General features: G+C 61.2%; 18 protein-coding genes and 1 rRNA gene. 11 read left to right on the top strand and 8 right to left on the bottom strand.

Translation table 11 applies throughout. The features are described from left to right. Positions 1 to 62 precede the first annotated feature (62 nt). The 7 genes from rrf (at position 63) to CPH89_RS05400 (ending at position 11,971) form a co-directional block, all read left to right on the top strand. Positions 63 to 178 (top strand): 5S ribosomal RNA (gene rrf / locus CPH89_RS05430). Positions 179 to 315: 137 nt separating this feature from the next. Beyond that, positions 316 to 3,768, top strand: a complete 3,453-nt coding sequence (gene recC / locus CPH89_RS05425) for an exodeoxyribonuclease V subunit gamma (RefSeq protein ID WP_053257991.1) — start codon at positions 316 to 318, stop codon at positions 3,766 to 3,768. Next, positions 3,765 to 7,439, top strand: coding sequence for an exodeoxyribonuclease V subunit beta (gene recB / locus CPH89_RS05420; protein ID WP_053257990.1), 3,675 nt, complete (start codon positions 3,765 to 3,767; stop codon positions 7,437 to 7,439). The genes recC and recB overlap by 4 nt, the downstream gene beginning before the upstream one ends. After that, on the top strand, positions 7,436 to 9,505 hold the full coding sequence (gene recD, locus CPH89_RS05415; protein WP_053257989.1) for an exodeoxyribonuclease V subunit alpha: 2,070 nt from the start codon (positions 7,436 to 7,438) through the stop codon (positions 9,503 to 9,505). Before recB ends, recD begins: the two co-directional genes overlap by 4 nt. A 144-nt stretch (positions 9,506 to 9,649) precedes the next feature. Beyond that, positions 9,650 to 10,216: a regulatory sequestration protein YfiR gene (locus tag CPH89_RS05410; protein ID WP_053257988.1), complete on the top strand. Its 567-nt coding sequence runs from the start codon at positions 9,650 to 9,652 to the stop codon at positions 10,214 to 10,216. Further along, the gene (locus CPH89_RS05405) at positions 10,213 to 11,475 is read left to right on the top strand and encodes a diguanylate cyclase DgcN/YfiN (RefSeq protein WP_053257987.1); all 1,263 of its coding nucleotides are present in this window, start codon (positions 10,213 to 10,215) and stop codon (positions 11,473 to 11,475) included. Before CPH89_RS05410 ends, CPH89_RS05405 begins: the two co-directional genes overlap by 4 nt. A 4-nt stretch (positions 11,476 to 11,479) precedes the next feature. Next, positions 11,480 to 11,971, top strand: a complete 492-nt coding sequence (locus CPH89_RS05400) for an outer membrane lipoprotein YfiB (RefSeq protein WP_053257986.1) — start codon at positions 11,480 to 11,482, stop codon at positions 11,969 to 11,971. Between the two features lie 373 nt (positions 11,972 to 12,344). On the opposite strand, the gene CPH89_RS30355 is transcribed toward CPH89_RS05400, so the two are convergent. The 3 genes from CPH89_RS30355 to CPH89_RS05380 form a co-directional block, all read right to left on the bottom strand. Then, positions 12,345 to 12,833, bottom strand: a complete 489-nt coding sequence (locus tag CPH89_RS30355) for a hypothetical protein (RefSeq protein WP_162232028.1) — start codon at positions 12,831 to 12,833, stop codon at positions 12,345 to 12,347. A gap of 49 nt (positions 12,834 to 12,882) precedes the next feature. Further along, positions 12,883 to 13,173, bottom strand: a complete 291-nt coding sequence (locus CPH89_RS05385) for a DUF3077 domain-containing protein (protein WP_053257983.1) — start codon at positions 13,171 to 13,173, stop codon at positions 12,883 to 12,885. Positions 13,174 to 13,499: 326 nt separating this feature from the next. Further along, a complete protein-coding gene (locus CPH89_RS05380; RefSeq protein ID WP_053257982.1) occupies positions 13,500 to 14,447 on the bottom strand; it encodes a LysR family transcriptional regulator in 948 nt (315 codons plus the stop codon). Between the two features lie 129 nt (positions 14,448 to 14,576). Between CPH89_RS05380 and CPH89_RS05375 the strand changes: the two genes are divergently transcribed. After that, the gene (locus CPH89_RS05375) at positions 14,577 to 16,094 is read left to right on the top strand and encodes a CoA-acylating methylmalonate-semialdehyde dehydrogenase (protein ID WP_053257981.1); all 1,518 of its coding nucleotides are present in this window, start codon (positions 14,577 to 14,579) and stop codon (positions 16,092 to 16,094) included. A 15-nt stretch (positions 16,095 to 16,109) separates the two neighbouring features. Next, positions 16,110 to 16,997: a 3-hydroxyisobutyrate dehydrogenase gene (gene mmsB / locus CPH89_RS05370; protein ID WP_053257980.1), complete on the top strand. Its 888-nt coding sequence runs from the start codon at positions 16,110 to 16,112 to the stop codon at positions 16,995 to 16,997. A gap of 42 nt (positions 16,998 to 17,039) precedes the next feature. Here the strand turns inward: mmsB and CPH89_RS05365 are convergent, their stop codons facing one another. After that, positions 17,040 to 17,384 (bottom strand): cupin domain-containing protein, encoded by a 345-nt coding sequence (locus CPH89_RS05365; RefSeq protein ID WP_003230905.1) that lies wholly within the window; start codon positions 17,382 to 17,384, stop codon positions 17,040 to 17,042. Between the two features lie 387 nt (positions 17,385 to 17,771). Between CPH89_RS05365 and kynB the strand changes: the two genes are divergently transcribed. Further along, positions 17,772 to 18,422, top strand: a complete 651-nt coding sequence (kynB, locus tag CPH89_RS05360) for an arylformamidase (protein WP_053257979.1) — start codon at positions 17,772 to 17,774, stop codon at positions 18,420 to 18,422. After that, entirely contained in the window at positions 18,419 to 19,276 is an 858-nt protein-coding gene (gene kynA / locus CPH89_RS05355; protein ID WP_053257978.1) for a tryptophan 2,3-dioxygenase, read from the top strand. Before kynB ends, kynA begins: the two co-directional genes overlap by 4 nt. A gap of 145 nt (positions 19,277 to 19,421) precedes the next feature. Here kynA and CPH89_RS05350 read toward each other — a convergent pair whose 3' ends face one another. From CPH89_RS05350 to antA, 4 genes are all read right to left on the bottom strand, one after another. Beyond that, positions 19,422 to 20,825 (bottom strand): amino acid permease, encoded by a 1,404-nt coding sequence (locus tag CPH89_RS05350; RefSeq protein ID WP_053257977.1) that lies wholly within the window; start codon positions 20,823 to 20,825, stop codon positions 19,422 to 19,424. Positions 20,826 to 20,897: 72 nt separating this feature from the next. Then, positions 20,898 to 21,905 (bottom strand): anthranilate 1,2-dioxygenase electron transfer component AntC, encoded by a 1,008-nt coding sequence (antC, locus tag CPH89_RS05345; protein WP_053257976.1) that lies wholly within the window; start codon positions 21,903 to 21,905, stop codon positions 20,898 to 20,900. Positions 21,906 to 21,923: 18 nt separating this feature from the next. Continuing rightward, on the bottom strand, positions 21,924 to 22,415 hold the full coding sequence (antB, locus tag CPH89_RS05340) for an anthranilate 1,2-dioxygenase small subunit (RefSeq protein WP_053257975.1): 492 nt from the start codon (positions 22,413 to 22,415) through the stop codon (positions 21,924 to 21,926). Beyond that, positions 22,415 to 23,806: an anthranilate 1,2-dioxygenase large subunit gene (gene antA / locus CPH89_RS05335; protein WP_053257974.1), complete on the bottom strand. Its 1,392-nt coding sequence runs from the start codon at positions 23,804 to 23,806 to the stop codon at positions 22,415 to 22,417. The genes antB and antA overlap by 1 nt, the downstream gene beginning before the upstream one ends. Between the last annotated feature and the right edge of the window lie 297 nt (positions 23,807 to 24,103).

The following is a 24,103-nucleotide window of genomic DNA, read 5'->3' as shown; positions in this document are numbered from 1 at the left end:
AGCTATCACATACCCAATTTGCTGAAGCGAGGCCAACTGGCCACGACTCAGTACCCGAATTTCTTGACGACCATAGAGCATTGGAACCACCTGATCCCATCCCGAACTCAGTAGTGAAACGATGCATCGCCGATGGTAGTGTGGGGTTTCCCCATGTGAGAGTAGGTCATCGTCAAGATTAAATTCCAGAACCCCTGTTTGCTAACGCGAACAGGGGTTTTGTTTTGGGCGGTCGAAAAGTGCAAAGGGGCTTATTGCAGCCGCCTACAGTGCTAAAGTCCATGCCTCGATTTTGCTTTTCCCAAGGAAGCCGTTATGCCGGATGCGACGTCCCTCAGCGCTGGATTTATGGTGGTTCACGGCAACCGCCTGGACGAACTGCGCAGCCTCGTCGTCAGCTGGATGCGTCGTTATCCGCTGGCTCCCCTGGAAAACGAAATAGCACTGGTTCAAAGCAACGGCATTGCTCAATGGCTCAAGTTGGCTTTGGCCGAAGACCCCGAAGAAGATGATATGGGCGGCTGCGGCATCGCCGCCGCTATCGATGTGCAGCTTCCCGGCAGCTTTATGTGGCAGCTCTATCGCATGGTTCTGGGCAAGGATGAGATCCCGCCCAAGTCTCTGCTTGATAAGGCCCCACTGACTTGGCGCCTGATGCGCCTTCTACCAGAGCTCATCGATCAAGCGCATTTCGAGCCGCTGCAGCGTTTTCTCACCCACGACACCGACCTGCGCAAACGCTATCAACTCGCAGAGCGGTTGGCCGACTTGTTCGACCAGTACCAGGTCTACCGCGCCGACTGGCTGGAAGACTGGGCCGCCGGCCGTCACCAACTGCGCAACGGTCGAGGCGAGTCCAAGCCGCTGAACCCCGCGAACTGCTGGCAAGCAGAGTTATGGCGTGCACTGTTACTGGATGTCGGTGAAGAGGGCATGGCTGAAAGCCGTGCCGGTGTTCATCAGCGTTTCATTGAGCGGATCAACACCCTCCAAGAAGCCCCCCAAGGCCTGCCGTCCCGTGTGATTGTTTTCGGCATTTCCTCTTTGCCCGCACAGGCGCTGGAAGCGCTCGCTGGCCTGGCGAGATTCAGCCAAGTCTTGCTGTGCGTACATAACCCTTGTCGCCACCATTGGTCTGACATCGTTGCGGACAAAGACCTGCTGCGCAACGAGTACAAACGCCAAGCGCGCAAGGTCGGAATGCCGGTCACCATCGACCCGCAAACTCTGCACCAGCACGCGCACCCGCTGCTCGCCGCCTGGGGCAAACAGGGCCGTGACTACATCAGCCTGCTGGACAGTTACGACGACCCCAACAGCTACCGCGCCGCCTTCCGTGACGGGCGCATCGACCTGTTCAGCGAAAGCGAACCGACCACACTGCTCAATGAGTTGCAGGATGACATTCTCGAACTGCGCCCACTCAACGAAACGCGTGAGCTGTGGCCCGGCGTCGACCTCAATAACGACAGCTCCATCCGCTTCCACATTGCCCACAGCGCCCAGCGCGAAGTGGAAATTCTCCACGACCAACTGCTCCAACGGTTCAGCGCCGATCCCAAGTTGCGCCCGCGCGACATCATCGTCATGGTCCCCGACGTTGACAGCTACGCACCGCATATTCGCGCCGTGTTCGGTCAACTGGAAAGAACCGACCCACGCTTTATCCCCTTCACCCTTACCGACCAGGGCCAGCGCGGCCGCGACCCTCTGCTGATCGCCGTCGAGCATTTGTTGAAACTCCCGGACAGCCGCTTCCCCGTGAGTGAAATTCTCGACCTGCTCGACGTTCCTGCGTTGCGTGAACGTTTCGCGATCAAGGAACGCGACCTGCCCACACTGCACCGCTGGATCGAAGGTGCCGGCATCCGCTGGGGCCTTAACGCCGAGCAACGCGCCGGCCTGGGCCTGCCAAACGAGCTGGAGCAAAACAGTTGGCGGTTCGGCTTGCGCCGCATGTTGTTGGGCTATGCCGTCGGCACTGGCCCGGCCTGCGATGGCATCGAGCCCTATGATGAAATCGGTGGTCTCGATGCCGCATTGATCGGCCCACTGGTCGCCTTGCTGGATGCATTGAATGACGCGCATCAAGCCTTGTCCCAACCAGCGGCGCCGAGCGATTGGGGCGAGCGCCTGCAGCGCCTGATGCAGTTATTCTTCCTGCCCAGCAGCGAACACGACGACTACCTCCTCGGCCAACTCGAACAACTCAGAGAAACTTGGCTGGAGACCTGCGAGTCCGTCGGCCTACAAGACGAGTTACCTCTCACCGTAGTCCGCGAAGCCTGGCTGGCCGGGCTGGACCAAGGCCGCCTGTCCCAGCGTTTCCTCGCAGGCGCTGTCAATTTCTGCACGCTGATGCCCATGCGCGCCATCCCGTTCAAGCTCGTCTGCCTGTTGGGTATGAACGACGGCGACTACCCGCGCGCGCAACCGCCGTTGGACTTCGACCTGATGGGCAGCGACTACCGCCCCGGCGACCGTTCACGCCGTGAAGACGACCGCTACTTGCTGCTCGAAGCCCTGCTGTCGGCCCGCGATCAGCTGTATATCAGTTGGGTCGGCCGCAGCATCCGTGACAACAGCGAGCGTCCGGCCTCCGTACTGATTGGCCAACTGCGCGATCATCTCGCCAGCGGCTGGCACAACGCACAAGCAGAAGCACCGCTGCTGGAAGCAATGACCCAGGAGCACCCACTCCAGCCGTTCAGCGCTCGCTACTTCCATGCCGGTGACCCACTGTTCAGCTACGCACGCGAGTGGCAGTTGCTCCACGAAGCGCCCGATGCCCCCCTACAAGAGCAGGAACTGGCGCCACACCCACAAGAAGAACCCTTGAGCCTTGGGCAGTTGCAGGATTTCCTACGCAACCCCGTCAAACATTTCTTCAGCCAGCGTCTGAAAGTGTTCTTCGAAGCCGCTGAAGTGCCGCTGGCCGATGAAGAACCCTTCGTCCTTGACGCGCTGCAACGCTACAGCCTCAGCGACAGCCTGTTGAACGCCGCGCTGACCCAGCCCGATCATGTGGATCAGGCCCTCCAAGCCCAGGCGCTGCGCCTGCAAGGCAGTGGCCTGTTGCCAATGGTCGGTTTTGGCGAGTGCCTGCGTAACGAACTGATCGAGCCATTGCCCGACTTGTTGCAGCGTTACCAACATTTACTGGCGCTGTGGCCCACACCACAAACAACCGCCGAGCCGATCAGTTTTGAGCATCAAGGTCTGCAGCTGGAAGGCTGGATCAGTGGCCTGCATCGGCGCAGTGATGGCGGGTTGCTAAGCGTGACCACCCTCCCCAACAGCATCGGCTCAATCAAGACCCGCAAGTGGCATCGCCTGATTCGCCCGTGGGTCAATCACGTCGTTGCCTGCGCCTGCGGCCTGCCACTCAGTACCGGTTTGGTCGCGAGTGACGACACCTTGTTACTGAGCCCGCTGGATACATCCAGTGCCCGGGAAATCCTCGGCAACCTGCTGCTGGCCTGGCACGCCGGCATGCGAAAACCACTCCCGGTGGCTGTGAAAACCGCCTTCGCCTGGCTCGGCCAAACCGACCCTGCCAAGGCGCAGGCCGCCGCAAGCAAAGCCTACGAAGGCGACGGCCTGACCACCGACGGCGAGCGGCGAGAAACCCCGGCGCTCACCCGCCAGTTCCCCGACTACGCCACCCTGGTAGCCAGCGAAGAGTTCGAAGGCTGGTGCGAAACCCTATATCGCCCGCTGATCAACGCCCCCTGGCGATCGCTCACCCGTGAGGAGGCCAGCACATGATCGGCAAACCTTTAGCCCTGGCCTTCCCGCTAAAAGGCAGCCAGCTGATTGAAGCCAGCGCCGGCACCGGGAAGACCTTTACCATTTCCGCCCTGTATTTGCGCCTGGTGCTTGGCCATGGGGGGGATGAGTCTGGCTTTGTTCGCGAACTGCTGCCACCGCAAATCCTCGTGGTGACCTTCACCGACGCGGCCACCAAAGAACTGCGCGAACGCATCCGTATCCGCCTCGCCGAAGCCGCGCGTTTTTTTCGCGACGAAATCGATCAGCCCGATGCCCTGATCGCTGACCTGCGCGATCAATACCTCCCCGAGCAATGGCCCGCCTGCGCCAACCGTCTGGACATCGCCGCCCAATGGATGGACGAAGCCGCCGTCTCGACCATCCACAGTTGGTGCCAGCGCATGCTGCGCGAACACGCGTTCGACAGTGGCAGCCTGTTCACCCAGACCCTGGAAACCGATCACAGTGACCTGCTCGGCGAAGTGCTGCGCGACTACTGGCGGCTGTTCTGCTACCCGATGCATGACGACGCACTCAATTGGGTACGCAAAAACTGGAGCGGCCCCGCCGCGCTGATGCCGCGCGTGCGTGCGCTGTTCGGCAGCGAGCGGCCTACAGACGAAACCCGCGAGCCAAGCGAGCTGATCAACGCCTGCCTGCAAGAGCGCCGTGCAGCGCTGGTCGCGCTCAAGGCACCCTGGCAACAATGGGCCGCCGAGCTGCGCGATATCTGCCTGCAGGCCGTGGCTGCCAAAGCCGTCGACGGCCGCAAGATGCAAGCCCGTTACTTCGAGCCCTGGTTCGAAAAGATCAGTGCCTGGGCTGCTGACGAAACCCTTGAGCAGTTGGACATCGGCACCGGCTTCACCCGCCTCACACCCGACGGCATGGCCGAAGCCTGGAAGGGCGAACCGCCGCGCCACCCCGGCATTAACGCGATGGCCAGTCTCAAAGCCAGCCTCGACGCCTTGCCAACGCCCGATGCCGCAGTGTTGCAACACGCCGCCGGCTGGGTGGGTAAACGTTTCGAGGAAGAAAAACGCCGCCGCGCCGAAATGGGCTTCGACGACATGCTGATTCGCCTCAACGCCGCCCTGCAAGCCGAAGGTGGCGAGCGTCTGGCCAGTGTGATCCGCGAGCAGTTCCCCGTGGCGCTGATCGATGAATTCCAGGACACCGACCCGGTGCAATACAGCATCTTCGACAGCATTTACCGCATCGAAGAAAACCACCTGGACAGTGGCCTGTTCCTGATCGGTGATCCCAAACAGGCGATCTACGCGTTCCGCGGTGCCGACATCTACACCTACTTGCGCGCCCGTCAGTCTACCGCTGGCCGCCATCACACCCTGGGCACTAACTTCCGCTCCAGCCATGCGATGGTCGAGGCGGTCAACCACGTGTTCCAACGCGCGGAAACCGGCCGTGGCGCATTCCTGTTCCGCGAGCCGAATGGCGACAACCCGGTGCCGTTCCACTCGGTACTGTCCCAAGGCCGCAAAGAGCAACTGCAGGTGGAGGGTCAAACGCTGCCAGCGATGAACCTCTGGCACCTGCCTACCGACCAGCCGATTTCCAACGCGGTGTATCGCCAGCAACTGGCTGCCGCCTGCGCCACGCAAATCGTCGCGTTGCTCAATGGCGGACAGCAACGTACTGCCGGCTTCCTACAAGAGGATGGCCGTTTCAACGGCGTGCTCCCGTCAGACATCGCCATCCTGGTGCGCGACGGCAAGGAAGCCCAAGCCGTGCGCGCCGAGTTGGCTGCCCGTGGCGTGCGCAGCGTGTACCTGTCCGACAAAGACTCCGTCTTCGCCGCCCAGGAAGCCCACGACCTGCTGGCCTGGCTCAAGGCCTGCGCGGAACCGGACGTCGAGCGCCCGCTGCGCGCCGCCCTGGCCTGTGTCACCTTGAACCTTTCATTGCCGGAATTGGAGCGTCTGAATCAGGACGAACTGGCGTGGGAAACCCGCGTGATGCAGTTCCGAGGCTACCGTGCGATCTGGCGCACCCAAGGCGTGCTGCCGATGCTGCGGCGCCTGCTCCACGATTTCCAGCTGCCACACACGCTGATCGCCCGCAGCGATGGCGAACGTGTGCTGACCAACCTGCTGCACCTCAGCGAACTGCTGCAACAGGCCGCGTCGGAACTGGACGGCGAACAAGCGCTGATCCGCCATCTGGCCGAACACTTGGCGCTGTCAGGTCAGGCCGGTGAGGAACAGATCCTGCGCCTGGAAAGCGATGAGCAACTGGTCAAAGTGGTCACCATTCACAAGTCCAAAGGCTTGGAATACGACCTGGTGTTTTTGCCCTTTATCTGCTCGGCCAAACCGGTGGATGGCAGCCGTTTACCGCTGCATTACCACGACGAACATGGCAAATCCCAGGTCAGCCTGCGGCCCACCGCCGAGTTGATCGCCCAGGCCGACGATGAGCGCCTGGCCGAAGACCTGCGCTTGTTCTACGTGGCACTGACCCGTGCCAAACACGCCTGCTGGCTCGGCATTGCCGACCTTAAGCGCGGCAATACCAACAGCTCCGTCTTGCACTTGTCAGCGCTGGGGTATCTGCTCGGCGCCGGCGCATCGCTGGGCGAATCCGCCGGTCTGGCGCGCTGGCTGCTGGACTTGCAGGAAGGCTGCGCGGCCATCCACTACGCCCACGTGCCTGACGCGCAAGACAGCCTGTTCCACCCACCGCGCAACGAAGCCAGCTTGCTCGCGCCCTTGCTGCCCAAGCGCAAGGCCGCCGAGAACTGGTGGATCGCCTCCTACAGTGCCTTGCGCATTGGCGACAGCATGAGCGCCGCGCCCCTCGAAGCGCCGGAAAACCCACAAGCCCAGAAGCTGTTCGATGACGAACGCCTCGACCCTGATGCGCCGCGCGAAGTGGCCGCGTCCGGCGGTGACATTCACCGTTTCCCACGTGGCCCTAATCCAGGGACTTTCCTCCACGGCCTGTTGGAATGGGCGGGTGAGGAGGGCTTCAACGTGACACCCGAGGCCATCGAAAAAGCCGTGGGCGCGCGCTGCAACCGGCGCAATTGGGAAGGTTGGATCATCACCCTCAGCGGCTGGCTGGGCCATTTGCTGCAAACCCCGCTGCCTGTGGGTAACGACCAGGTCACCCTGAGCAGCCTGCGGCACTACCAGATTGAAATGGAGTTCTGGTTCGCCAGCCACAAAGTCGACGTGCTCGCCCTCGACAAGTGGGTATGCCAGCACACCCACCACGGCGTGTCGCGGGTTGCCGCCGAACCGGTATTGCTCAACGGCATGTTCAAGGGGTTTATCGACCTGACCTTCGAACACGACGGCCGCTATTACGTGGCCGACTACAAATCCAACTGGCTCGGCCCCGACGATTCGGCCTACACCCAAGACGCGATGGAACAGTCGATACTCGAGCATCGATACGACCTGCAATACGTACTTTACCTGCTGGCCCTGCACCGCCAGCTCAAGGCACGCCTGCCCGATTATGACTACGACCGTCACGTCGGCGGTGCGCTGTACCTGTTCCTGCGCGGCACCCAGGCTGCCAGCCAAGGGGCGTATTTCACCCGGCCACCACGCGAACTGATCGAAGGCTTGGACCTGCTGTTCCAGGGCAAACCCATACCGCCTAAAGTCGAACCGGCCTGGGAACAAGGAGTGCTGCTATGAGCCTGTCGCCGTTACCGCTTGAGGAACTGCTGCCGCTCAGCCGCGCCGCCGACTTGTTGCAACTGCTGGAACGTTGGGTCGACCGCGGCTGGCTGCGCGCCTTGGACAAAGCTTTCGTCGGCTTCCTCCACGAACTCGACGCGCAAGCCGATCCGTTGGTGCTGCTGGCTGCCGCATTAACCAGCCATCAACTGGGCCATGGCCACGTGTGCCTCGACCTGTTCGAAACCCTCAAGGCGCCCGACTTTGCCTTGTCGCTGCCACCCGAAGGCGACGTGCAGACCGGTGCCATGCTGTTGCCGTCGCAACTGCTCGCCGGCCTCGACGGTGCCCATTGGTGCCAAGCGTTGGCCGCCAGTCACCTGGTCGCCCTGGCGGTTGATGGCAGTGAAGCCGCTCACAGCCGGCCATTGGTGCTGTCTGGCAAACGCTTGTACCTGCGCCGCTACTGGACTTACGAGCGGCGTATCGACACGGCGCTGCGCCTGCGCCTGGCGAGCGTGGAAAGCGTCGCCGCCGATTTGCCCCAGCGCCTGAACCGTCTGTTTGACCAACCGCCACCCGACGGCGTCATCGACTGGCAAAAACTCGCCTGTGCCCTGGCCACTCGCGGCGCATTCAGTATCGTCACCGGCGGCCCCGGCACGGGTAAAACCACCACCGTGGTGCGCCTGCTCGCCCTGTTGCAGGCCCCCGCTGTGGAAGCCGGCAGCCCGTTGCGCATCCGCCTGGCCGCGCCCACCGGTAAAGCCGCTGCACGCCTCACCGAATCCATCAGCCAGCAAGTGCTATCGCTGAATGTGCCCGCCAGCGTGCGGGACAAAATCCCGACCCAGGTCACCACGGTTCACCGCCTGTTGGGCAGTCGCCCGGGCACCCGGCACTTCCGTCATCACATTGGCAACCCGTTGCCTCTGGACGTGCTGGTGGTGGACGAAGCCTCGATGATCGACCTGGAGATGATGGCCAACCTGTTGGACGCCTTACCGCCCCACGCCCGCTTGGTGTTGCTGGGCGACAAGGACCAACTCGCCTCGGTGGAGGCCGGTGCCGTGCTCGGCGACTTGTGCCGCGACGCCGAAGCCGGTTGGTACAGCCCCGACACACGCCGATGGCTGCAAGCCGTCAGCGGCGAAGACCTCAGCGCCAGCGGCCTCCACGAAGACCTCGACGGCAGCCATCCTCTGGCCCAGCAAGTGGTGATGCTGCGTTATTCGCGACGTTTTGGCGAAGGCAGCGGTATTGGCCAACTGGCGCGTTGGGTCAACCAGCAAAACGCCGAAGAGGCGCGCAAACTGCTGGCCGCTCGCAGCCACAGCGACCTCTTCTGCCTCAGCCTCAAGGGCGAACACGACCACGCCCTGGAGCGGCTGGTGCTGGACGGGCAGGGCGACGACGCCCAAGGTTATCGCTCTTACCTCAACCTGCTGCACAGCGCGCGCCCGGCCCTCGACACCCCGCGCGAAGACGCGGCCTGGACACACTGGGCGCAACAGCTGCTGCAAGCGTTCGACGCCTTTCAGCTGCTCTGCGCCGTGCGCAAAGGCCCTTGGGGCGTGGAAGGGCTGAACCTGCGCATCACCGCCGCCCTGCGCAAGGTGCGGCTGATCGAAGGTGATGACCAATGGTACGAAGGCCGCCCGGTACTCATGACCCGCAACGATTACGGCCTGGGCCTGATGAACGGCGACATCGGCATCGCGCTCAAACTGCCCGAAAGCGACGGTGGCCCGCAGGTGCTTCGCGTAGCCTTCCCACGCAACGATGGCCAGGGCGGTGTGCGTTTTGTACTGCCCAGCCGTCTGAACGATGTGGAAACCGTGTACGCCATGACCGTGCACAAATCCCAGGGCTCGGAGTTCACCCACACCGCGTTGATCCTGCCGGACGCGCTGAACCCGGTGCTGACCAAAGAACTGATCTACACCGGCATCACCCGCGCCAAACGTTGGTTCAGCCTGATCGAGCCGCGCAGTGGTGTCTTTGAGGAAGCCGTGCGACGCAAGGTCAAGCGCCTGAGTGGTTTGATGTTGGAGCTGGACGCTGCGGAAGAAAAAACTGACTGATCGGACCTGAAATATTTCTGACTCGATCGTGTGATTTTTCTGAAAAAATAGCAGGCCTCGCGAAAGCACGCTTTCCCGGGGCTTTGCGCCGCTGTGCTATCGTTGCGGCATCACCTTGAAAAAATACCTGAAGAGAATTGCTGCATGAACGTGGCTGTCTCGCCCGCAGAGCGCAGTTTGAGCTGGAGACGCATGTTACTGGTGGCGCTTGTGTGCGTGCTCGCGCCGCGAGCCTTTGCCCAGGCTCCCGGCCCGGCGGATCAGCGCGCCCAGGCGGTGACCCAAGTCGTGCTCGGTATTCTCAGTTATGCACGCTGGCCCGTAGAGCCTGCGCAGTTGCGCCTGTGCATTGTCGGGCCGACCCAATACACCGACGACCTGGTCAAGGGCACGACCCAGGCGACGGGACGTCCGGTTGTGGTGCAGCGCCTGCTGGCCGATCACCCCGATATCGTCAATGCCTGCGACGCCGTGTACATCGGCAAACTCAGCGCTGATGAGCGCACCCGGCTGTTTACCTCATTGATTGGTCACCCGGTGCTCAGCATCAGCGAAGGTGGCGACCAATGCACCGTGGGCAGCCTGTTCTGCCTGCGCGTGGGTGATGAGCAGGTGTCGTTCGAGGTCAACCTGGACTCCGTTGCCCGCAGTGGCGTGCGCATCCACCCCAGCGTGTTGCAGTTGTCCCGCCGTCGAGCGACGGTGCCATGAGGGCTGATAAAGCGCGGCCGACCCTGGGTTCGGTCATCGGCCGAGGGCACCTGATCCTGGCGCTGGTAGCGGTGACCCTGGCCAGCGTGTCGCTGACCCTGCTCGGCGTGTTGGCGCTGCGCGTGTATGCCGATCACAACCTGCACCTGATCGCACGCTCCATCAACTACACCGTGGAAGCTGCGGTGGTGTTCAACGACAGCGCCGCCGCCACTGAAGCGCTCAGCCTTATCGCCTCCACCGAGGAAGTGGCCCAGGCCGAAGTGTTTGATGCCAACGGCAAGCTATTGGCGCAATGGGTACGGCCGGAAACCGGCATGTTGTCCCAGGTCGAACTGGCGCTGGCGCATGCGTTGCTCGAACAGCCCATCAGCCAGCCGATTGTGCGTCAAGGGCAAAGGGTCGGCAGCATTCACGTGGTCGGCCATGGCGGCAGCCTGTTGCGCTTCCTGCTCAGCGGCCTGGCCGGCATCGTGATTTGCACGGCCCTCAGCGCCTGGGTGGCGTTGTACTTGGCGCGGCGCTTGTTGCTGGGGATTACCAAACCGTTGCAAAGCCTGGCTGCCGTGGCCCACGCCGCCCGCAGCGAGCGCGACTTTGACCGGCGCGTGCCCCCGGCGCAGATCGCCGAACTCGACAACTTGGGCAGCGACTTCAATGCCCTGCTCGGCGAGATGGAAGCCTGGCAAAGCCACCTGCAAAGTGAAAACGAAACGCTCGCCCACCAGGCCAGCCACGACAGCCTGACGGGGCTGCCCAACCGCGCCTTCTTCGAGGGCCGGCTGATCCGCGCGCTGCGCGGCGCCGCCAAAATCAATGAGCGAGTCGCCGTGCTGTTCCTCGACAGCGACCGTTTCAAAGACATCAATGACAACTTCGGCCACGCCGCCGGCGATGCCGTGCTGGTGGCCGTCGCCGAGCGCGTGCGCGCGCAATTGCGAGAAGATGACTTGGTGGCGCGCCTGGGCGGCGATGAATTCGCGATCCTGCTCGCGCCCCTGCACAAGGTGGAGGACGCCCAGCGTATCGCCGACAAGATCATTGCCAGCATGGACGTGCCGATCCCGCTGCCCGGCAACACCCAGGTGTTGACCTCACTGAGTATCGGCATTGCCGTTTACCCCGATCATGGCGCCACTCCCGGCACCTTGCTCAATGCCGCTGACGCGGCGATGTACCAGGCCAAACGCTTATCCCAGGGTGGCCAGCAAACGGCGGAATCGGAGCCCACCGCCGCAAATGTCAATCACAGGAGTTGATCCCTTGTTCTCGAATGCGCGATTTATGTTTATCACCTTACTGGTGGCCTTCCTTGCCCTCGGCGGCTGCCAGACGGCCCCGCCCAAAGGCCTGACACCGGCGCAAGTCGCCGTGCTCAAACAGCAAGGTTTTGAACTCACCGACGAAGGCTGGGCGTTCGGGCTGTCGGGCAAAGTGCTGTTCGGCAGCGACGTGGAAAGCCTCAACAAAGCCAGCACCGACATCGTCGAACGTATCGGCAAAGCCCTGGTAGGCGCCGGCATCGAACGTGTACGCGTCGACGGCCACACCGACGCCTCGGGCAAAGAGAGCTACAACCAACAACTGTCCCTGCGCCGCGCCAAAAGCGTGGTCAAGGTGCTGACAGGTGTGGGGATGAAGGAAGAAAACGTCAAGCTGCGCGGCTTGGGCAGCAGCGAACCGGTGGCGTCTAACACCACCGTCGCGGGGCGCACGGAGAATCGTCGAGTGTCGATTGTGGTGATCGCGGACTAACCGCTTAACCCGTTCCAATGCTGCAATGCGGTCAAATGTGGGCGCTGGCTTGCCAGCTCCCACACTTATTTGTACATGACCAAAATTCTGCGCTCACCACCGCTCAAAAATGTGGGAGCGGGCTTGCTCGCGAAAGCGGTGTATCAGCAGCAGATAAGCTGCCTGACCCACCGCCATCGCAGGCAAGCCAGCTCCCACACTTATCTGTGTCTGACCAAAGTTCTGCACCCGCCACCGCTCAAAAATGTGGGAGCGGGCTTGCTCGCGAAAGCGGTGTATCAGCAGCAGATAAGCTGCCTGACCCACCGCCATCGCAGGCAAGCCAGCTCCCACACTTATCTGTGTCTGACCAAAGTTCTGCACCCGCCACCGCTCAAAAAATGTGGGAGCGGGCTTGCTCGCGAAAGCGGTGTATCAGCATCAGATAAGCTGACTGACCCTCCACCATCGCAGGCAAGCCAGCTCCCACACTTATTTGTGCATGACCAGAATTCTGCACCCACCACAGCTCAAAAATGTGGGAGCGGGCTTGCTCGCGAAAGCGGTGTATCAGCAGCAGATAAGCTGCCTGACCCACCGCCATCGCAGGCAAGCCAGCCCCCACACTTATTTGTGCATGACCAAAGTTCTGCACCCACCACAGCTCAAAAATGTGGGAGCGGGCTTGCTCGCGAAAGCGGTGTATCAGCAGCAGATAAGCTGACTGACCCTCCACCATCGCAGGCAAGCCAGCTCCCACACTTATTTGTGCATGACCAAAGTTCTGCACCCACCACAGCTCAAAAATGTGGGAGCGGGCTTGCTCGCGAAAGCGGTGTATCAGCAGCAGATAAGCTGACTGACCCTCCACCATCGCAGGCAAGCCAGCTCCCATATTTATTTTTGCAGTGTGTGCTCGCTACAGTGTTCGCTTAACTGCCCGGCGTCATCGCCTGTGTCAAGTCATCCACCACGGCCTTGCCCATCTCACACAGGTAATGCGCAGCCCACGCGTATTGCTCGCCGCGCACATCCATGGCGGCTTTCATGGCGAGTTTCTTGGCGTAAAAAAGCAGGGTGGAGGCGTGTTCCAGGGCTTGCTCAATCGGCATGCCGGCATTGACGCGGAACAGGGGTTTTTGGTTTTCGCCGTAGTCGCCGAAGGTGACGACGCCGAGGGTGGTGATGGAGGAAAGCGGTGGATCGGGGACGATTTTGCTCATGACGATTGCTCTCTGCTGAAGTAGAGCCGCCACATCACATCGCTAAACATGAAGAGGGTGGCAGCTGTGTGCAGGTTAGCGATCCGGGTTGAGAGACCCCGGGTAGACTCAAGGTCTCCCGCACACAGCCGCCATAAAACGCTAAAAGCTGGCAAGAACCAGCTAATACTGTTGGAAGCGGTGCCTCATAAAATCCGGATCGCTAAACCCGATCGCTGATGTGCAGCGACCCAGGGAGGCTAGTGACCCAAACGGTAAGGCGCAATAGGGTGGAGAGTCTCTAGGAAACGTCCTGCGATTTAAAGCGAATCGTCGTTGATGGCCCTTTAATCCGCAAACTTGATCTCCCGCGTCTCCCCCATCAGCAACCCCTGATTCTGCTCCGTCACCTCCCTGATGTAATCCCACAACAACGTAATCCGCTTCAACTTGCGCAAATCCTCCCGGCAATACATCCAAAACTGCCGCGTGATCGCAATTTCCTCCCCCAGCACCGGCAACAACCGCGGGTCCTGCGCCGCCAGAAAGCACGGCAATATCGCCATCGACCGCCCCTGCTGCGCCGCCACGTACTGTGCAATCACGCTGGTGCTGCGCAAACTGGCGCTGGCGCCGGGCACTACATTCGCCAGGTACAGCAGCTCCGAGCTGAACGCCAAGTCATCCACATAGCTGATAAACGGATGCTCGGCCAAGTCTGCCGGGCGATGGATGGGCGGGTGTTGGTCGAGGTAGTCCTGGGTCGCGTACAGCTGCAGTTTGTAGTCGCACAGTTTGCAGCACACGTACGGCCCGTGTTCCGGGCGTTCCAGGGCGATAACGATGTCGGCTTCGCGCTTGGACAGGCTGATGAAGTGGGGCAGGGGCAGGATGTCGACCGAGATCGCCGGGTAGGTGTCGACGAAGTGGCTGAGCTGCGGGGTAACAAAAAAACTGCCGAAACCCTCGGTGCAACCCATGCGCACATGCCCGGACAGTGCCACGCCGGAGCCGGACACCTGCTCGCAAGCCATGTGCAAGGTGCTTTCGATGGACTCCGCGTAACCCAGCAAACGCTGGCCCTCGGCGGTCAGGACAAAGCCGTTGGTCCGGGATTTTTCGAACAGCAAGGTGCCGAGCGACACTTCCAAAGAACTGATGCGCCGCGACACGGTGGTGTAGTCCACCGCCAGGCGCTTGGCGGCCACGCTGGCCTTGCGGGTGCGGGCCACTTCGAGGAAAAACTTCAGGTCATCCCAGTTCAGGGAGCCCAATGACGTGATGTTTTTTTGCATATTGGACCGGCTTTTATGTGCGTTCTTATTAGAGATTTGCACATCTATACTCCAAAAACAGTCCGAACGCCTCATTTCCAAGGCGATTCACGCGCCTTGTCTCTGCATAACTACAAGATTGGAGACCACATGAACGCTTCTGCCGATATTTCCGTGCAACAGGTCAAGTTGCTGATCAATGGTGAATGGGTCGAGTCCAAGACCACCCACTGGCAAGACATCGTCAACCCGGCCACCCAAGAGGTGCTGGCCAAAGTCCCGTTCGCCACCGCCGATGAAGTCAACGCTGCCATCGACGCCGCCCACAGTGCCTTCCAGACTTGGAAGCTGACCCCGATCGGCGCGCGCATGCGCATCATGCTCAAGCTGCAAGCCCTGATCCGCGAACACTCCCAGCGCATTGCCGTCGTCCTCAGCGCCGAGCAGGGTAAGACCATTGCCGATGCCGAGGGCGATATTTTCCGTGGCCTGGAAGTGGTTGAGCACGCGTGTTCCATCGGCACCTTGCAGATGGGCGAATTCGCTGAAAACGTCGCCGGCGGCGTCGACACCTACACCCTGCGCCAGCCGATCGGCGTGTGCGCCGGCATTACCCCGTTCAACTTCCCGGCGATGATTCCGCTGTGGATGTTCCCGATGGCGATTGCTTGCGGTAACACCTTCGTGCTCAAACCGTCCGAGCAAGACCCGCTGTCGACCATGTTGCTGGTGGAGCTGGCGCTGGAAGCCGGCGTACCGGCTGGCGTGCTCAATGTGGTGCACGGCGGCAAGGACGTGGTGGATGCGCTGTGCACCCATAAAGACATCAAGGCTGTGTCGTTCGTCGGCTCGACGGCTGTCGGCACCCACGTCTACGACCTGGCCGGTAAACACGGCAAGCGCGTGCAATCGATGATGGGCGCCAAGAACCACGCCGTGGTGCTGCCGGACGCCAACCGCGAACACACCTTGAATGCGTTGGTCGGCGCCGGTTTCGGCGCCGCGGGCCAGCGTTGCATGGCCACGTCTGTGGTGGTGCTGGTCGGCGCGGCCAAGCAATGGCTGCCAGACCTGAAAGCACTCGCGCAAAAGCTCAAAGTGAATGCCGGCAGCGAAGCGGGCACCGATGTCGGCCCGGTGATTTCCAAGCGCGCCAAGGCCCGCATCCTGGAGCTGATCGAAAGTGGCGTGAAAGAAGGCGCCAAGCTGGAGCTGGACGGCCGCGACATCAAGGTGCCGGGCTTCGAGCAAGGCAACTTCGTCGGCCCGACGCTGTTTTCGGGCGTAACCACGGACATGCAGATCTACACCCAGGAAATCTTCGGCCCGGTGCTGGTAGTGCTCGAAGTTGCCACCCTCGATGAAGCCATCGCGCTGGTCAACGCCAACCCATTCGGCAACGGCACCGGCCTGTTCACCCAAAGCGGTGCGGCAGCGCGTAAGTTCCAGAGTGAAATCGATGTAGGCCAGGTCGGCATCAACATCCCGATCCCGGTGCCGGTGCCGTTCTTCAGCTTCACCGGTTCGCGTGGCTCCAAGCTCGGCGACCTGGGCCCGTACGGCAAGCAAGTGGTGCAGTTCTATACCCAGACCAAAACCGTGACGAGCCGCTGGTTTGACGACGACACGGTCAACGATGGCGTCAACACCACCATCAACCTGCGCTGATACCGGGAGACGACCATGAAGATTGCATTTATCGGCTTGGGCAACATGGGTGCGCCCATGGCCCGCAACCTGATCAAGGCCGGCCACGCGCTGAACCTGTTCGACCTGAACCAGACGGTTCTCAAAGAGCTGGCCGAACTCGGCGGCACCATCAGCGATTCCCCGCGTGATGCGGCTAACGGCGCTGAATTGGTGATTACCATGCTGCCCGCCGCTGCCCACGTGCACAGTGTGTGGCTGAATGAAGACGGCGTGCTCGCCGGGATCGGCAAGGGCGTACCGGCAGTGGATTGCAGCACCATCGACCCGCAAACCATCCGTGATGTAGCGGCTGCGGCGGCGAAGCAAGGTGTAGCCGTTGCCGACGCCCCCGTTTCCGGCGGCACCGGCGGCGCCAGCGCGGGCACCCTGACGTTCATGGTCGGCGCCACGCCAGAACTGTTCGCCAGCCTGCAACCGGTGTTGGCGCAGATGGGCCGCAACATCGTGCATTGCGGCGACGTCGGCACCGGCCAGATCGCCAAGATCTGCAACAACCTGCTGCTCGGGATCAGCATGGTCGGCGTCAGCGAAGCCATGGCCCTAGGCGATGCGCTGGGCATCGACACTCAAGTGCTGGCGGGGATCATCAACAGCTCCACCGGGCGTTGCTGGAGTTCCGACACCTACAACCCGTGGCCGGGCGTGATTGAAACCGCGCCGTCATCGCGGGGTTACACCGGTGGTTTTGGCGCCGACCTGATGCTCAAGGACCTGGGCTTGGCCACTGAGGCCGCGCGCCAGGCGAAACAACCGGTGATTCTGGGCGCTGTGGCCCAGCAGTTGTATCAATCGATGAGCCAGCGCGGGGAAGGCGGCAAGGATTTCTCGGCGATCATCAACAGCTATCGCAAGCCCGAGTAGAGGAGTGAGCCCGCTTGTTATGGCAAGCGGGCTTTAGATTGCTCACGCAAACACAAAGTACTTACGCACCGTCTCAACCACTTCCCACGTCCCCTTCATCCCCGGTTCCACCACAAAGATATCCCCAGCCCGCAAGTGAATCGGCTCCATCCCTTCAGGCGTAATCACGCAGTAGCCTTCCTGGAAATGGCAGTATTCCCACTTCACGTATTCCACGTACCACTTGCCCGGTGTGCAGATCCAGGTGCCCATGATCTTGCTGCCGTCTTCGCTGGTGTAGGCGTTGAGGTTGACGGTGTGCGGGTCGCCTTCGAGTTTTTCCCATTTGCAGGCATCCAGGACCGGCAGAGGGTGGGTGTCGCGCAGTACGGTGATGGGCTTGGACATGATGACTCCGAGGCAGTGAATGCAAAGGTGAACCCTAAGGCCTTGGGCGTTGCGTCAGTGGTCTGAACTCGACATCGGGATGCCCAGAAGCGCAGGCTGGTGCGATTCCTCTGACACCCAGGCAGTCCATGTGGGAGCGGGCTTGCTCGCGAAGGCGTTGGGTCAGCCTAAGTATTCAGTGACTGACACTCTGCCTTCGCGCGCAAGCCCGCTCCCACATTGGATGTTCAGTGTGCGGGCTGCTTTCGCCGGACGAAAGATTTGTGCATGAATCTGCGATTTCCTCGCAGTAAGTACGAAAGAATTCCCGCCTCGCGCTGGAATTAGCAAGAAAATGCACGTCTGGCCCTCGTATCATTCACCCCAGTGACAACCGAGAGCCTTGAAATGAACCCAATAACAACGTGGTGGGATATCAGCCCGCCCTTGAGCGCGGCGACCCCGACCTGGCCGGGGGATACGCCGTTCCAGGAAGAGCGCGTGTGGCAGTTTGGCCCGCAGTGCCCGGTGAATGTGGGGCGCGTGACCTTGTCGCCACACACCGGCGCCCATGTGGACGCGCCGCTGCATTACAGTGCCGACGGTGCGCCGATTGGCGCGGTGTCACTGGACGTCTACATGGGCCCGTGCCGCGTGTTGCATTGCCTGGGCAGCGGCGCGCTGGTGCAGCCGCATCAACTGCAAGGGCGTGTGGATAACTTGCCGGAACGCGTATTGCTGCGTACTTATCCACAAGCGCCGCTGACCGAGTGGGATTCGAATTTCACCGCCATTGCCCCAGCAACCGTCGAGTTGCTCGCCAGCCTGGGCGTGCGCCTGATCGGTATCGACACGCCGTCCCTGGACCCGCAACAGTCCAAGACCATGGATGCCCACAACGCCGTGGCGCGCCACGGCATGGCAATTCTCGAAGGCGTCGTGCTCGATGACGTGCCGGAGGGCGATTATGAGTTGATCGCGCTGCCGCTGCGCTTTGCCAACCTGGACGCCAGCCCCGTCCGTGCCATTCTCCGCCCGCTCAAGGAGCCCACGCGATGAGCCAGTGTCCCTTCTCACCTGACTACCAACCGCCGGAAGAATGGCATAACGCCGAACTGAATTTTTCCGAGTCCATGAGCTATGGCGACTACCTGGACCTGGGCAAAGTCCTCAGCGCCCAGCACCCGCTGTCGCCGGACCACAACGAAATGCTCTTTATCATCCAGCACCAGACCTCGGAGCTGTGGATGAAACTGATGCTGCACGAGCTTAAGGCCGCTCGCGAGCACGTGCGTCTGGGCGAGTTGCCGCCGGCGTTCAAGATGCTGGCGCGGGTGTCGCGGATCTTTGATCAACTGGTGCACGCCTGGGCGGTGCTGGCGACGATGACGCCGTCGGAGTACAAGGCGATTCGCCCGTTCCTGGGGCAGTCGTCGGGGTTCCAGTCGTTCCAGTACCGTGAGATCGAATTTATCCTCGGCAATAAAAGCGCGGCGCTGTTGCGCCCCCACGCGCATCGGCCGGCGTTGTTGAACGAGTTGAAAGTGGCGATTGCCACGCCGTCGCTGTATGACGAGGCGATCAATCTGATGGCCAAGGCTGGCTTGGCGATCGACCCCAAGCGCGCCGAACGCGACCCGACGGCGGCGACGGTTCATGATGAATCGGTGGAGGCGGCGTGGCGTGAGGTGTATCGCGACCCGAGCCGGTATTGGGATTTGTATCAGTTGGCCGAGAAGTTTATCGACCTGGAGGACTCGTTCCGCCAGTGGCGCTTCCGGCACGTGACCACGGTGGAGCGCATCATTGGCTTCCAGCCCGGCACCGGTGGCACGGAAGGCGTGGGTTACCTGCGCAAGATGCTCGACACGGTGTTATTCCCCGAGCTGTGGCGAGTACGGTCCACGCTCTAAACAAAAAGCCCCGGATAACCGGGGCTTTCTACATTTGGAATGCCATCAACAAGGTGGGAGGGGGCTTGCTCCCGATGGCAGTGTGTCAGCCAATACATCCGGTCTCTGACATACCGCTATCGGGAGCAAGCCCCTCCCACAGGGATCACTGTGCATTCACTACAGCGCTACCCTTTTTGATCCGCATCCGGTAGGCAATGTAGATAACCCCCACCCAAATCGGCATCGCATACACCGACTCGCGAATGCCCGGGATGGCCAGCATCACGCTGATGATCATCACCATGAACGCCAGGCACAGGTAGTTGCTGAACGGGAACCAGAAGGTCTTGAACGACGGCACCACGCCTTGCTCGCCCATGGCCTTGCGGAACTTGATGTGGGTGAGGCTGATCAGCGCCCAGTTGATCATCAGCGAAGCAACCACCAGCGCGAACAGCAACTCCAGCGCACTGTGCGGCGCGACGTAGTTGACCACCACACACAGCATGGTCACCAACGCCGAGATCGCCAGGGCCCGAATCGGCACGCCTTGTTTGTTCAGCTTCATCAGCGATTTCGGTGCATCGCCTTGCTCAGCCAGGCCGAACAGCATGCGGCTGTTGCAGTACACGCCGCTGTTGTACACCGACAGCGCCGCGGTCAGCACCACGAAGTTGAGGATGTGCGCGGCGGTGTCGTTACCGATCAACGAGAAGATCTGCACAAACGGGCTGCCGCTGTAGGCATCGCCTGACGCGCCGAGGGTTTGCAGCAGTTGGTCCCACGGGTACAACGACAGCAGCACGGTCAGCGCGCCGACGTAGAAAATCAGGATCCGGTACACCACCTGGTTGATCGCTTTGGGGATCACTTTGCGCGGTTCGCTGGCTTCAGCGGCGGTGATACCTACCAGTTCCAGCCCTCCGAACGAGAACATGATAAAGGCCATGGACATCAACAACCCCATGCCGCCATTCGGGAAGAACCCGCCGTGGCTCCACAGGTTGCTCACCGTGGCTTGCGGGCCGCCGGTGCCGCTGAACAGCAGGTAGCAGCCGAGCACGATCATGCCGACAATCGCCACCACCTTGATGATCGCGAACCAGAACTCGGCTTCACCGAAGAACTTCACGTTCAGGGTGTTGATCAGGTTCACCGCGACAAAGAACACCAGCGCGCTGACCCAGGTCGGAATCTCCGGCCACCAGAACTGGATGTACTTGCCCACCGCCGTCAGTTCAGCCATACCCACCAGCACGTAAAGTACCCAGTAGTTCCAGCCTGCGAGGAAGCCTGCGTAACCGCCCCAGTATTTGTGCGCGAAGTGGCTGAAGGAACCGGCCACCGGTTCTTCGACGATCATCTCGCCGAGCTGGCGCATGATCAGGAACGCGATGAACCCGGCGATCGCGTAGCCCAGGATCATCGACGGCCCCGCCGACTTGAGCACCCCGGCCGAGCCGAGGAACAAGCCCGTGCCAATCGCCCCTCCCAAGGCGATCAGCTGAATATGCCGGTTCTTCAGGCCACGCTTGAGGCCTACCGGGTTAACCATGTCATCCGCCATTAACATTCCCTTCTACTTGTTTTTCTCAGGGTTGATTGCACGCCGCACCCGCCCCCCAGAACTGCTGAGGGGTCAGATATTACTCTGCGTAAACTTTTCGTAATACAGCTGAACGCCATCAAGTGCCTGATCCGCCAGCCATTGTTGGATGGACTCGACCATTGGCGGGGGGCCGCACACGTACATATCGGCCGATCTGTCCCGCAATTCGGCCAGATCGAAATGTTCGGTGAGGTAGCCGCGCTTGCCCGACCACTCGGGCGACGGATCGCTGAGCACTTCGGTGTAGCGAAAATTCGCAATGTTCGCGGCGTACGCATGAATGCGCGCGGCTTCGCATAAATCCTCGGCCCCGCGCACGCCGTAATACAGGTGCACCGGCTGCGCGCAGCCATTCGCCGCCAATTCGTCGAGCATGCCCAGCAGCGCCGATAACCCGGTGCCACCCGCCACCAGCACCAGCGGTTGGCGGACCTGCCTGAGGTAGAACGCCCCCAATGGTGCTTCCATCCGCACTTCATCACCGACCTGGCAACGCTCGCGCAGGTAGTTGCTCATCACCCCATCCGGCAGCAGGCGGACCAGGAACTGCAATTGATTGCCCGGCCGATTGGCGAAGGAATAGGAGCGCCAGCTGTCTGTGCCAGGAACCGACAGACGGGCGTATTGGCCCGGCAGGAAGTCCAGCGCGGCTTCTAACTGAATGTGCAAAATCGCCGTGCTGGCCGAAATCTGCTGCACCTCGCTCACCGTGCCACGCACCTGTACCGGGCCCGGTGCGTTGCACAGGCTCGAATCAAAATCGAAGTAAAACGTCGCGTCGGATTGCACCCGTGTCTGGCAACTGAGCATTTTGCGCTGTTGCAGGTCGAGGCTGGAGAGCGCTTCTTCGTCGACATAATCCTGGCTGTAATCACCCGACTCGCAACGGCCCTGGCACGTGCCGCACACGCCTTCGCGGCAATCCAGGGGGATTTTTATGCCGTTGCGCAGTGCGGCGTCCAACAGGATTTCATCGGCGCCCACCGGGAAAAACAGGGTCTTGCCGTCGGCAAAACTGAAGGCCACTTTGTGATTCATCTGCAGTGCTCCGGTGCTTTAGAGGTGATAGAAATCCAGCACCGAGTTGATGGTGTCGTTGAGCAGCACCGCGTGTTTGCGGGTGATCAGCCAGCTGTCGCCATGGGGTTTGAGGTGATACGTGGCAGGCCCATAAAACTGCTCCGAAGTCGCCAGTCGGTAGAACAGCGTGTGCCAGTTCAGCTTCACTTCCAGTAACCCGCCCGGCTGCTCGGCAATCCGCACGTTGTTGATCAGGTGCAAGGTGCGTGGCATGGGCGTGGCCGACGCCGCCTTGCCGGTACGCAGGCGGAACACGCGGTCTTCAAGGCCCGAGCGGTTGGCGTAATAGATCAGCGACATCTCGCGCTTGGGGTCGCGGGTGTAGACGTGCTCCGAGTCCCATTGCGGCAGGTGGAACTCACTCTGCGGGTCGAACAGCTGCACATAGGCGTCCCAGTCCTGGGCGTCGCACAGTTCGGATTTACGGTAAAAAAACTGCTCGATCTGGTACTGCAATTGCGCATTCATTACTGCACCTCCCGCAGTTTCAGCGCTTGCAGGTCCAGGCCCTTGAGCAGGAACTGCTGCCAGTTGCGGTGCTGGTTGACGTACAAGCCTTCATGGGTGAATTCGGTTCCGGTCATGGCCGGTTGGATGCCAATGGCTTCGCTGTTCGGCGTAGGCCCGGTTGCCCAGCGATGGCTGCCGCGCGAGATATCGCTCCAGCGTTCCAGGCGGCCCTGGAAACCGCGCTGGGCCTCGCGAAACTCCACCAGGTCATCCGGCGTGCCCATGCCGGACACGTTGAAAAAATCCTCGAACTGGCGAATGCGGTTTTCGCGGTCGGCGTCGGACTCGTTCTTCACGCCCAGGCATTGGCTGATAATTTCAGTCTTGTTCCACGCCACCGGGCGGATGATGCGCAGCTGCGAGCTGATCTGGTCGAGGAAGAACAGGCTCGGGTAGATATTCAGGTTGCGCAGGCGGTGCATCATCCATTCGGCCTTTTGCTGGCCATGTTCTTCCACCAGGCGCGGCATGATCGTGGCGTAGCCGGAGCGCACCGTCGGGTTGGGCATGTCGCTGAACAGCAGGCTGTGGCCATTGTTGAAGGCGAACCAGCCGTCATCGGTATTCGCGTCGCCGGCACCGAGCTTGCTGTAATCCAGCGTGGCGCCTGAGCCCGTGCCGTTTTCAGTATTGACCTGCTGGCGATGCTGCACCGTGGCCACGTAGTTGTAGTGCACGGTGCTGACGTGATAACCGTCCAGGCCGTTTTCGTTCTGCAGCTTCCAGTTGCCGTCGTAGGTGTAGGCGGATTTACCCGGCAGCACTTCCAGCTCACCAGTGGCTGACTGCGCGACCATCATGTCGAAGAACACTTTGGCGTCGCCGAGGAACGCTTCGAGGCTGTCTGTGCCATTCACGTCCAGGCTGATGAAAACAAACCCCTTGTAGCTGTCGATGCGGGCCTTTTTCAGGCCGCGGGTGGCTTTATCGAAGCCTTCCGGGTATTCCCCCGGCGCCTTGACCTTCACCAGCCGGCCGTCGCTTTTGTAGCACCAGGCGTGGAACGGGCAGGTGAAGGTGGATTGGTTGCCCTTGCCGACGCGCGTGAGGGTGGTGCCTCGATGCTGGCAGGCGTTGATCAATGCGTTGAGTTTGCCCTCGCCGTCGCGGGTGATGATCATCGGCTGGCGCCCGGCGCGCATTGTCACGAAGTCGTGGTTATGGGCCAGTTCGCTTTCGTGGCAGGCGTAGATCCAGTTCTTTTCGAAGATCAGTTCCATCTCCAGGTCGAACAGTTCGGGTTCGGTGAACATGTCCCTGGCGATGCGGAACACTTCATCCGCCGGACGAAAATCCAGGCAGCTTTCGATAAACGCTTTCCACTGCTCGACGCTTCTTGCACCACTCATGGGAGGTACCTTGTTTGATAGGGGCTAATCGGTGGTTTATTAGAGGCAGCGTGGCAGCGCGCGGGCTATCCGCTTAATGGGGGAAGGTGGGCCGGAAAATTGGGCAGCAAATACTCACAACGGTGCAGGGCGGCGGTGCAATGCGCTACTGTCATGCAAGGCAAACGGCGCAAAAGCCTGCCCGTTATCCACATAGTCGACGGTTGCTATCCACCCAGTTGCAAGACGGCCGGCGTGGCTTGGAACTTGCTGTCGATCTACACCGACGCGCCGCCAGAGCGCGCAACAGCCTAACCG

The organism is Pseudomonas fluorescens (assembly GCF_900215245.1).
GTDB classification, from domain to species: domain Bacteria; phylum Pseudomonadota; class Gammaproteobacteria; order Pseudomonadales; family Pseudomonadaceae; genus Aquipseudomonas; species Aquipseudomonas fluorescens.
Note: the sequence above shows the minus strand (reverse complement) of the source record. Positions and strands in the feature narration are given on the sequence as shown.

Bases quoted from the DNA above. Each gene is read 5' to 3' on its own strand.
- mmsB (WP_053257980.1), top strand. From the start codon at position 16,110: ATGAAGATTGCATTTATCGGCTTGGGCAACATGGGTGCGCCCATGGCC.
- kynB (WP_053257979.1), top strand. From the start codon at position 17,772: ATGAACCCAATAACAACGTGGTGGGATATCAGCCCGCCCTTGAGCGCG.
- recD (WP_053257989.1), top strand. From the start codon at position 7,436: ATGAGCCTGTCGCCGTTACCGCTTGAGGAACTGCTGCCGCTCAGCCGC.
- antA (WP_053257974.1), bottom strand. From the start codon at position 23,806: ATGAGTGGTGCAAGAAGCGTCGAGCAGTGGAAAGCGTTTATCGAAAGC.
- recB (WP_053257990.1), top strand. From the start codon at position 3,765: ATGATCGGCAAACCTTTAGCCCTGGCCTTCCCGCTAAAAGGCAGCCAG.
- recC (WP_053257991.1), top strand. From the start codon at position 316: ATGCCGGATGCGACGTCCCTCAGCGCTGGATTTATGGTGGTTCACGGC.
- CPH89_RS05405 (WP_053257987.1), top strand. From the start codon at position 10,213: ATGAGGGCTGATAAAGCGCGGCCGACCCTGGGTTCGGTCATCGGCCGA.
- CPH89_RS05350 (WP_053257977.1), bottom strand. From the start codon at position 20,825: ATGGCGGATGACATGGTTAACCCGGTAGGCCTCAAGCGTGGCCTGAAG.
- antC (WP_053257976.1), bottom strand. From the start codon at position 21,905: ATGAATCACAAAGTGGCCTTCAGTTTTGCCGACGGCAAGACCCTGTTT.
- CPH89_RS05410 (WP_053257988.1), top strand. From the start codon at position 9,650: ATGAACGTGGCTGTCTCGCCCGCAGAGCGCAGTTTGAGCTGGAGACGC.
- CPH89_RS05375 (WP_053257981.1), top strand. From the start codon at position 14,577: ATGAACGCTTCTGCCGATATTTCCGTGCAACAGGTCAAGTTGCTGATC.
- antB (WP_053257975.1), bottom strand. From the start codon at position 22,415: ATGAATGCGCAATTGCAGTACCAGATCGAGCAGTTTTTTTACCGTAAA.
- CPH89_RS05385 (WP_053257983.1), bottom strand. From the start codon at position 13,173: ATGAGCAAAATCGTCCCCGATCCACCGCTTTCCTCCATCACCACCCTC.
- CPH89_RS05380 (WP_053257982.1), bottom strand. From the start codon at position 14,447: ATGCAAAAAAACATCACGTCATTGGGCTCCCTGAACTGGGATGACCTG.
- CPH89_RS05365 (WP_003230905.1), bottom strand. From the start codon at position 17,384: ATGTCCAAGCCCATCACCGTACTGCGCGACACCCACCCTCTGCCGGTC.
- kynA (WP_053257978.1), top strand. From the start codon at position 18,419: ATGAGCCAGTGTCCCTTCTCACCTGACTACCAACCGCCGGAAGAATGG.